The following is a 6,831-nucleotide window of genomic DNA, read 5'->3' as shown; positions in this document are numbered from 1 at the left end:
GAGGTCGATGCGGTTGAGGTGTTGGGGTGTGGGTGGGTCGATGATTTGGTGGGGGATGCCGTCGGCGTCGGCGACCAGCCGGGTTCGTAGCACCTCGTGCCGGGCCACCACCGCCGAAAACGCAGCCTCCAGCACGTCCTCGTCGACCGTTCCGCCCAACGAGATCTGCAGCGTCGAGGTGTACTCGGCCGACTCCGGGTCAAGCTGCTGAAGGAACCACAGGCGCTGCTGGGCGAACGACAGCGGCAGCGGCTTACTCCGGTCGGCCCGGGTGATCGACGACTGGCTCGTCGCCGGGTCCTGCCGCTGCCGGAGAATCTCGACGATCTCCTCCCGATGCAGCTTGATCTGCCGGCTCAGCTCCCCGGTCAGCACGTTCTTGGGGGCGAGCACCTGCAGGCGCTCCTCGGCCAGGTGCAGCCGCACACCCTGGTCCTCGAGGCTGCTGATGAGGTCGGAGGGGGAGATCGTCATCGGAGGGCCTCGCCTTCGTCAGTGCCCGCGTTCTGCGGCTGCGATCCGAGCCCGCGGAGTACCTCGTCGTCCGACATCTGCTCGATCTCTTGCATGATCTTGATCTCGACCAGTTCGGCGACGTTCCTGACGGTCGCGGCGTCGAAGAACTCCTCGACGCGCAGGTCGATGTCGAAGGTGGTGCGGATGGCGGCGATGGCCTCGATCGCGAGCAGCGAGTGGCCGCCGAGGTCAATGAAGTTGTCGGTCACACCGACCCGGTCGAGGCCGAGGAGTCTGGTCCAGATGGTGGTGAGGAGCTCTTCGGTGGGGGTGGTGGGCGGTTGGTAGGTGTTAATGAGGTCGGGCCGGATGCTGTCGGGGGCGGGCAGAGCGGCGCGGTCGAGCTTGCCGTTGGCGGTGAGCGGCAGCTGTGCCAGTTCGATGAACTGGGCCGGGATCATATGGTCGGGCAGGGTTTGACCGAGGTGGGCGCGGAGTTCGCTGGTGGGCGGTAGGCCCTTGTCGGCGGGGACGAGATAGGCGATGAGGCGCATGTCGTGGGCGGTGACGACTGCGGTGGTGATGGCGGGGTGGGTGGTGAGGGCGGTCTGGATTTCGGCGGGTTCTACGCGGTGGCCGCGGATTTTGATCTGGTGGTCGGCGCGGCCGAGGTATTCGAGGTGGCCGTTGGGTTGCCAGCGGGCGAGGTCGCCGGTGCGGTAGAGGCGGCTGCCGTCGTCGGCGAACGGGTTGGCGATGAACCGTTCGGCGGTCTGGGCGGGTTGGCCGGTGTAGCCGCGGGTGATCCCGGCCCCGGCGATGTGGAGTTCGCCGGTGGTGCCGATCGGGACGGGGTTGAGGTGCCGGTCGAGGATATGGGCGCGGGTGTTGGCGATGGGCCGGCCGATGGTGGCGCCGGTGTGGGAGCCGGTGTGGGTGCTGACCCCGATGGTCGTTTCGGTGGGGCCGTAGTGGTTGATCAGCTGGACCGGGAGGTCCTCGAGGTCTGCGGCCAGGGTGGTGGGGGTGCGTTCCCCGCCGAGGATGAGCGTGTGTGCGGGGAGCAGTTCGGGGAGGGGGTGGTCGGTGGTGAGGGCGGCGAGGTGGGACGGGACGATCTTGAGGTAGTCGATGTGGTGGGTGTGCAGGAACGTGGCGAGGTAACCGGGGTCGATGGTCCGGTCCGGGTCGGGCAGGTACAGGCTGCCGCCGGTGCTGAGCGCGGCCAGGATGATGGTGTTGCCGAAGTCGGTGGTGGCCGGCTGTAGCAGCGCGTACCGGCCGCCGGGCCGCCCGGTCCCGGTCCGGGTCGGGATGGCCAGGGTGTAGTTGATCAGACCGTGGTGGGTGGCGATGACACCTTTCGGCCGGCCGGTCGACCCGGAGGTGTAGATGACGTAGGCCGCCTGCTCGGGATGCACCCGCTGTCGCGGTTGTCCATTGGGGACTGTGGCGGTCGTCGGGTCGTCAAGAACCACGGCGGGCAGGGACGACTCGGTCCTGTCGCGTAGAGCGCCGGTGGTGATCAGCACCGCGGCGCCGCTGTCGCCCAGCATGTAGGCCAGCCGTTCGGCCGGATGTGCAGGGTCCAACGGTAGGTACGCACCGCCGGCCTTCCATACCGCCAGGATCGCGGTGATCGTGTCGATACCCCGGTTCAGGCACAACCCGACCACGGTTTCGGCGCCCACCCCCAGCCCGGTCAGCTGCGATGCCAGCTGATCCGCCCGCGCGTTCAACTGCGCATACGTCACGACCAGCCCGTCGTCGGTCACCACGGCGGCGATGTCGGGGGATCGGGCGGCCTGCGCCTCGAACAGCGCGTGCACGCCGTTGACCGCCGGCAGCACAGCGTCGGTGGCGTTCCACCCGGCCAGCAACTCCCGCTCAGCCGCCGACAGCACCGGCAACTGCGACACCGGCCGCTCGGGGTCCGATACCACTCTGGCCAGCACCTGCAGCAGATGCTCGACCATCCGCTCAATCCGCGATCGGTCGAACAACGCCGTCGCGTACTCAAACCTGCCGGCCGACCCCACCACCATCAACCGCAGGTCGACGGCCTGTACCGGCGGCCGTGCCTGGCCGGCCACGACATGGTCGAACAGCGTCTGCACGAGCGGGCTGCGGGAACGGTCGTGGTCATGGACCAGCGCGTCGACGAGCTCCTCGAACCTCACGTCCTGGTGCGCGTACGCCTCCGACATCGACACCCGGGTCCGGTCGACCAGCTCCGCGAACGTCGGATCATCGCCCAGCCGGGTGCGCAACACCAGTACCGGCGCAGCGGCATGTGCCGTTCCGGGGATGCCGATGAGCAGATCGTCCTGGCCGGTGTGCCAACCCAGCACGACGGCGTAAGCGGCGACCAGGATCGTGGACACGGCCGCGTCATGTCGCCGGGCCAGCTCCAGGAGACCGGCCGCCACGTCGTCCGGGACCGTGAAGTCGACAACGGCGACGCTCGGAGCACAGTCCACTGTGTACGGTCGATCCGTCGGGAGGTTCAGGATCGGCGGGTCCGCGAGCTGGGTGCGCCAGTAGTCCAGCGGCGATTTCGAGGAGATGGTCACGGAAGGTCCTCTTCCTTGTCGGCGCCGGTGTTCTGGGGCTGCGATCCGAGTCCGCGGAGCACCTCGTCGTCCGACAACTGCTCGATCTCGTACATGATCTTGGTCTCGACCAGTTCGGCGACGCTCTTGACGGTCGCCGCGTCGAAGAACTCGTCGACGCGGAGGTCGATGTCGAAGGTGGTGCGGATGCGGGTGATGGCTTGGGTGGCCAACAGTGAGTGCCCACCGAGGTCGAAGAAGTTGTCGGTGACGCCGATCTGGTCCAGGTGCAGCAGTTCGGCCCAGATGCCGGCGAGGAGCTCTTCGGTGGGGGTGGTGGGCGGTTGGTAGGTGGTGGTGAGGTTGGGCCGGGTGCTGTCGGGGGCGGGCAGGGCGGTGCGGTCGAGCTTGCCGTTGGCGGTGAGGGGCAGCTGTGTCAGCTCGATGTAGTGGGTGGGGATCATGTGCTCGGGCAAGGTGCGGAGCAGGTGCGCGCGGAGTTCGTCGGCGGGCGGCACGCCGTCGGCGATCAGGTAGGCGGTGAGCTGCTGGTCGTGGACGGTGACGACGGCGGTGGTGATGTGCGGATGGGCGGTGAGGGCGTGCTGGATTTCGGCCGGTTCTACGCGGTGGCCGCGGATCTTGACCTGGTGGTCGGCGCGGCCGAGGTATTCGAGGTGGCCGTTGGGTTGCCAGCGGGCGAGGTCGCCGGTGCGGTAGAGGCGGCTGCCGTCGTCGGCGAACGGGTTGGCGATGAACCGTTCGGCGGTCTGGGCGGGTTGGCCGGTGTAGCCGCGGGTGATCCCGGCCCCGGCGATGTGGAGTTCGCCGGTGGTGCCGATCGGGACGGGGTTGAGGTGCCGGTCGAGGATATGGGCGCGGGTGTTGGCGATGGGCCGGCCGATGGTGGCGCCGGTGTGGGAGCCGGTGTGGGTAGTGACCCCGATGGTCGTTTCGGTGGGGCCGTAGTGGTTGATCAGCTGGACCGGGAGGTCCTCGAGGTCTGCGGCCAGGGTGGTGGGGGTGCGTTCCCCGCCGAGGATGAGCGTGTCGCCGGGCAGGAGTTCCGGGAGGGGGTGGTCGGTGGTGAGGGCGGCGAGGTGGGACGGGACGATCTTGAGGTAGTCGATGTGGTGGGTGTGTAGGAAGGTGGCGAGGTAGCCGGGGTCGGTGGTCCGGTCCGGGTCGGGCAGGTAGAGGCTGCCGCCGGTGCTGAGCGCGGCCAGGATGATGGTGTTGCCGAAGTCGGTGGTGGCGGGCTGCAGCAGCGCGTACCGGCCGCCGGCGCGGCCGGTTCCGGTCCGGCTCGGGATGGCCAGGGTGTAGTTGATCAGACTGTCATGGGTGGCGATGACGCCTTTGGGTCGCCCGGTGGAGCCGGAGGTGTAGATGATGTAGGCGGCCTGGCCGGGGTGGACCCGTGGTTGTCCGTTGGGGATGGTGGTGGTTGTCGGGTTGTCGAGGATGACGGTTGGGAGCCGTCCGGCCGGCAGGTCGTCGAGTAGGGCGTTGGTGGTGACGAGTACGGCGGTGCCGCTGTCGGCGAGCATGTAGGCCAGTCGCTCGATCGGATGGGTCGGGTCGAGCGGTAGGTAGGCGCCGCCGGCCTTCCATACCGCCAGGATGGCGGTGATCGTGTCGACACCCTGGTCCAGGCATAGTCCGACCACGGTCTCGGCGCCCACCCCCAGCCCGGTCAGCTGCGATGCCAGCTGATCCGCCCGCGCGTTCAATTGCGCATACGTCACGACCAGCCCGTCGTCGGTCACCACGGCGGCGGTGTCGGGGGATCGGGTGGCTTGGGCCTCGAACAGTGCGTGGACTCCGTTGAGCGCCGGTAGCACCGCGTTGGTGGCGTTCCAGCCGGCCAGCAGGCCCTGCTCGCCCGTCGACAGGATCGGCAACCGTGACAGCGGCTGATCCGGATTGGCTACCGCCGCATCGAGCACCTGCAGCAGGTGCTCGATCAGCCGCTCGATCCGTGATCGGTCGAACAATGCCGTCGCGTACTCGAATCCGCCGGCCAACCCGGCCGTCGACTCCACCACTATCAACCGCAGGTCAAACTTCGCCACCACGTCTTCCAGGTCGAATGGATCGCTCGCGGTACTGCGGTCGTCCTGCGATCCGTCCGCCGTGACGTAGTTGAGCACCGTCTGCACCAACGGATTCCGGGAGCGGTCGCGGTCCTGGACCAGGGCGTCGACGAGTTGTTCGAAGGGGACGTCCTGGTGGGCGTAGGCGTCGAGGGCGGTGGTGCGGACCTGGGCGAGCAGTTCGGTGAAGGTGGGGTCGTCGTTCAGGCGGGTGCGCAGGACGAGGGTGTTGACGAAGAACCCGATCAGCGCTTCGGTTTCGGCTTGGCCGCGGTTGGCGATCGGTGTGCCGATGAGCAGGTCGGTCTGGCCGGTGTTGCGGCCGAGTACCACTGCGTAGGCGGCGGCCAGGGTCATGAACATGGTGACGCCGTGGCGCCGCGACAGTTCCCGCAATCCTGCGGCCACCTCGTTGGGGACGGCGAAGCCGACGACGGCGCCGGTGGTGGAGCGCACGGCCGGTCGGGGCCGGTCGGTCGGCAGGTCGAGGACCGGTGGGTCCGCGAGCTGGGTCCGCCAGTAGCCGAGCTGGGTTTGGAGGGTGTCGTTGGTGAGATGTTGGCGTTGCCAGGTGGCGTAGTCGGCGTACTGGGTTGAGAGGGGTGGGAGGGGTTGGTGGTTGAGGAGGGTGGCGAGTTCGTGGCGGAGGATCCGGTCGGACCATTCGTCGGTGATGATGTGGTGGGTGGTGATGGTGAGGAGCGTTTGGCGGTTGGGTTGGTGGATGAGGATGGCTCGGATGAGGGGGCCGGTGGTGAGGTCGAAGGGGGTGTGGGTGGTGATGATGGCGCGGGTGTGGGTGTCGCTGGTGGCGATGGTGGTGTGCAGCGGGAACGGGGTTGGTGGGTCGATGACCTGGTATGGGATGCCGTCAGGGTCGGTGATGATGCGGGTGCGCAGGATTTCGTGGCGTTCGACGATGGTGCTCAGGGCGTCGGCGATGGCGGTGGGGTCGGTGGTGTCGGGGAGGGGGATGACGGTGGGGACGTGGTACTCGGTCGAGTCCGGGTCGAGTTGGGCCAGGAACCACAGGCGTTGCTGGGCGTAGGACAGGGGCAGCGGTTGGCTGCGGTCGGCGGGGGTGATCGGCGCGACGACGCTGACTTCGGTAGTGGCGTCGATGGTGGCGGCGAGGTCTTGGATGGTGGGGTGGTCGAAGAGGGTGGCCAGGGGCAGGTCGATGCCGAGGCGGGTGCGGGTCCACGTGAGGGCTTGCGTGGCCAGTAGTGAATGCCCGCCCAGGTCGAAGAAGTTATCGGTGACGCCGACCTGGTCGAGGTGCAGCAGTTCGGCCCAGATGCGGCCGAGGAGTGCTTCGGTCGGGGTGCTGGGCGGTTGGTAGGTGGTGGTGAGGTCGGGCCGGGTGCTGTCGGGTGCGGGCAGAGCGGCACGGTCGAGCTTGCCGTTGGCGGTGAGCGGCAGCTGTGCCAGTTCGATGTAGTGGGTGGGGATCATGTGCTCGGGCAAGGTGCGGTGCAGGTACGCGCGGAGTTCGTCGGTCGGAGGAAGACCTTCGGGGCTGACGAGGTAGGCGGTGAGCTGCTGGTCGTGTTCGGTGACGACGGCGGTGGTGATGGCGGGGTGGGTGGTGAGGGCGGTTTGGATTTCGGCGGGTTCGATGCGGTGCCCGCGGATCTTGATTTGGTGGTCGGCGCGGCCGAGGTAGTCGAGGTGGTGGTTGGGTTGCCAGCGGGCGAGGTCGCCGGTGCGGTAGAGGCGGCTGCCGT

The 6,831-nt window shown here is 68.2% G+C and carries 3 protein-coding genes; all 3 read right to left on the bottom strand.

What is annotated here, in order from left to right; genetic code table 11:
• Positions 1-474: condensation domain-containing protein (locus ABD901_RS57895; protein WP_345144818.1), on the bottom strand; the 474-nt coding region annotated here is incomplete at its 3' end.
• Positions 471-3,029, bottom strand: coding sequence for a non-ribosomal peptide synthetase (locus ABD901_RS57890; protein ID WP_345144816.1), 2,559 nt, complete (start codon positions 3,027-3,029; stop codon positions 471-473). The genes ABD901_RS57890 and ABD901_RS57895, both read right to left, overlap by 4 nt.
• Positions 3,026-6,831, bottom strand: a 3,806-nt coding sequence (locus ABD901_RS57885) for an amino acid adenylation domain-containing protein (RefSeq protein ID WP_345144814.1), incomplete at its 5' end; no start/stop codon positions are given. The genes ABD901_RS57890 and ABD901_RS57885, both read right to left, overlap by 4 nt.

Origin of the sequence: Dactylosporangium darangshiense, assembly GCF_039537565.1 — a bacterium.
GTDB lineage: Bacteria > Actinomycetota > Actinomycetes > Mycobacteriales > Micromonosporaceae > Dactylosporangium > Dactylosporangium darangshiense.
The sequence above is the reverse complement of the archived record's forward strand: the minus strand, read 5'-3'. Positions and strand labels throughout refer to the sequence as shown.